The following is a 3,109-nucleotide window of genomic DNA, read 5'->3' as shown; positions in this document are numbered from 1 at the left end:
ACACATGGATGGTTTCCTGGTCGCGCGATCGCTGGCGGCGCATGGACTCCACCAGCCGCTCCATTCTAGCCAGCTGGTCGACGGTTACGGTCAACTGAGATCCCAGACTGTTGCATTCCGCGGCCATTGCATTCAATTGATCGCGCAGCTCCTCACATTCCAGGATTGCCATTTCGCGGCCAGCTTCCGCGATTTGAAGCCGTGCGATGAGATCGTCGGTGCCGACTGCCTCATCTGCCGATGCCTCGGTGCTGTACATGCTACGGGTAGGGCCTGCCATGTTTCAGTTCCTCCCGCTTGGTGGCTCAGGTAGAAAGTGCGCCAATACTGCCCATAAGCCGCCCGCCATTTGCCTGCTCATCGCGTTATCAGGACATCGATCATGCTCAGACCCACTCCGTACGCGAACCGGTTCTTCGCATCAGGTAGCGGGCCTGAAGCAACTCACCAACTGATACGTCTAATGGTTCGGAATGACCGAAGTTCCCTTTTAAAGACAGTCGACCAGCGTTCGCCGCAAGTCATCCGGGTTGATCGGCTTATGAAGAAGGCGATAACCGCTCCGCTTGGCCTCCGTAAGACGCTCGGGTGCCGTATCTCCCGTCATCAGGATCGCAGGCACGGGCCAGCGCCGGTGCACGATATCCACGACATCCAGCCCGCTGCTGCCGTTCGGTAGCCGGTAATCGACCGCCAGCAGGTCCGGAGGCCGGGCCAGACCGTCGAGCAGCGTCGGTACATCCTGCACCGAACTGGCGGAATGGACCTCCAGTCCCCAGTCCCCCAGCAGCATCTCCAGAGCCATGAGAATGGCGGGATCGTCTTCCACCACGACGATGGAACGGCCTGCCAGCTCTCCGGACCGGGCTGCCAAAGTATAGGTCCTCCCGGATCCGGCGGTCTCATGCCCCGATGCGAGCGGGATCTTGAAGGAAAAGACCGAGCCGTTGTTGAGTTCGGACCGCAGTCCGATATCGTATCCGAGCAGTCTGGCGACCCGGTTCACCGTCGCCAGGCCAAGGCCGAAGCCCCGCGCGCGGTCGCCCGCAGGGTTGTCCAACTGCCGGAAATCTTCGAATATCACGGTGAACTTGTCGCCGGGAATGCCGCGTCCGGTGTCGGCGACTTCGACCAGCGCGCTGCCGTCCAGTTCACGGCACTCGACGGTGACTCCGCCGCGATCGGTATATTTGATCGCATTGGAGATCAGATTGCGAAGGATCAGTTCGAGCAGGAGCGGATCGCTCGACACGACCAAGGGAGCGGGAGGCACCTGGAGCCACAGGCGCTTTACGCGGGCCTGCTCCTCGAATTCCGATGCAAGCCGGTGCAGCAGGTCGTCTATCGGAAAATCGCGCACCTGCGGATCGACGATGCCGGCTTCCAGCCGCGCCACCTCCAGCAGGCCGTTCAGCATCCCGCGCAGGCCTTCCAGCGACGACGACACCATGCCGATAAGATCCCGTGTCTCCGGATCGAGATCGCGCCTCTCGAGCATCCCGAGAAACAGCGAGGCCGCCTGCACCGGCTGCCTCAGGTCATGGCTGGCGGCCGCCAGGAAGCGCGATTTGTCGGCATTGGCGCGTTCAGCCGCGTCGCGTGCGGCTCGCGCGGCTTCTTCGGCCCTGCGGCGGTCGGTTATGTCGATTCGCAGGCCGATCATCCTGACGGGCTTTCCCGCGTCGTCGCGTATGCACCGGCCCCGCCCCATCATCCAGCGTATGTCGTGCGGCGGATGTTCGACGCGGTACTCGATGGCGAATTCGCCCTCCTGGCCGAGCAGGCATGCATTCAACCGCCGTTCGACCTCGACGCGGTCCTCCGGAAGCAAGGTTTCCAGCCAGTCGGAGTAAGTTCCGGTGATCGCAGCATCGTCGGGGCAATCCGGACTGCCATAGCAATCGGACCACGTCAGATGGCCGCTATCGATTTCCCAGTCCCAGGTGCCGGCGCCGCCGAAATGCTGAGCCAGACGCAATGTCTGTTCCTTGAGGCGCAACAGGCCGTTCGCGTGCGCCAGTTCGGATGTCCTTTCCAGGATACGCCGTTCCAGATCGGCATTGGTTTCGCTGAGGCTATGGTTGGCAGCCGGGAGTTCGGCCGCCGCGAGCCCGGCTGACAAAAGCTCGGTGGCCGATGTGCGCACCTCTGCGGCGGTATCGGTGGGCATCGGGCTGGCGGCAGCGTCTTCGGAGCCTTTTTTCGATGATGTCGTTATGGCTCTCATCCCTCTGAACGGATCATTCTCCATCATACGCCCGGACTGCCGAACCGCTATTGCCCTGTAGATCATGCCGGGTGGTTGAAAACTTAGGCTTGCATCTAAGTGTACGGAACCGCGTGTATGCTTCCCCGGTCAGGTGAACTTTCTTTGCTGCTTCCATGCTGTTTTCTGAAGATGCAGCCATAGACCTGCATAAGAATTGATCCAGATCAGTCCACTTTGACGATGCTTTCGATAACATCCGCGGCCTAAAAGCAGGGCTTCATTTCTTAATGTTGTCCCGACAAATCGAGGGGACCCCGGATGCATGCTGAATTAACAAAAAAGATCAGGAACAACCCAAAGTTTGTGGAACTTACCACCAAGCGCACTGCGTACGGCTGGAAGTTGTCCATCCTGATGCTTCTGATCTATTACGGATTTATTCTTGTGGTGGCTTTCGCGCCGAAGCTTCTCGGCACTCCGGTTTTCGGAGTCATCACCCTCGGTATTCCCTTGGGCGTTTTGATCATCATCTCGGCTTTCGTCCTGACCGGCATCTACGTGCGCCGCGCCAACTCGGAGTTCGACGAATTGAACCGCCAGATCATCGAGGAAACGAAATAATGAAGCGCGCTACAGCAGCTCTCGCGGCGGCCTCGGGCCTTGCCGCTGCCGTCCTTTCTTTCTCCGGCGCTGCCCTGGCTGCCGACGCGATCACCGGTGCCGTCCAGAAGGCCGAAACCAACTGGACCGCCATCGTCATGTTCCTGCTCTTCGTCGCGGGAACCTTGGGCATCACCTATTGGGCCGCTTCCAAGACCAAGACGGCGAAGGACTTCTACTCGGCCGGCGGCGGCATCACCGGCTTCCAGAACGGTCTGGCGATCGCCGGCGACTATATGT

General features: G+C 60.3%; 3 protein-coding genes and 1 pseudogene. 2 read left to right on the top strand and 2 right to left on the bottom strand.

Annotation, left to right across the window (positions count from 1 at the left end):
- Both AC5JJ6_RS06250 and AC5JJ6_RS06245 read right to left on the bottom strand, forming a co-directional pair.
- Positions 1-280, bottom strand: a 280-nt coding sequence (locus tag AC5JJ6_RS06250) for a hypothetical protein (protein WP_496041212.1), incomplete at its 3' end; no start/stop codon positions are given.
- A gap of 210 nt (positions 281-490) precedes the next feature.
- The gene (locus AC5JJ6_RS06245; protein ID WP_496041211.1) at positions 491-2,170 is read right to left on the bottom strand and encodes a sensor histidine kinase; all 1,680 of its coding nucleotides are present in this window, start codon (positions 2,168-2,170) and stop codon (positions 491-493) included.
- A 357-nt stretch (positions 2,171-2,527) separates the two neighbouring features.
- Here AC5JJ6_RS06245 and AC5JJ6_RS06240 point away from each other — a divergent pair, with 357 nt between their 5' ends.
- Together AC5JJ6_RS06240 and actP are read left to right on the top strand one after the other, a co-directional pair.
- Positions 2,528-2,830, top strand: coding sequence for a DUF485 domain-containing protein (locus AC5JJ6_RS06240; protein WP_496041210.1), 303 nt, complete (start codon positions 2,528-2,530; stop codon positions 2,828-2,830).
- Positions 2,830-3,109 (top strand): annotated as a pseudogene (actP, locus tag AC5JJ6_RS06235) (cation acetate symporter); the annotation flags it as partial. The gene AC5JJ6_RS06240 and the pseudogene actP, both read left to right, overlap by 1 nt.

The sequence above is a fragment of the Skermanella sp. genome (assembly GCF_059503625.1).
The sequence above is the reverse complement of the archived record's forward strand: the minus strand, read 5'-3'. Positions and strand labels throughout refer to the sequence as shown.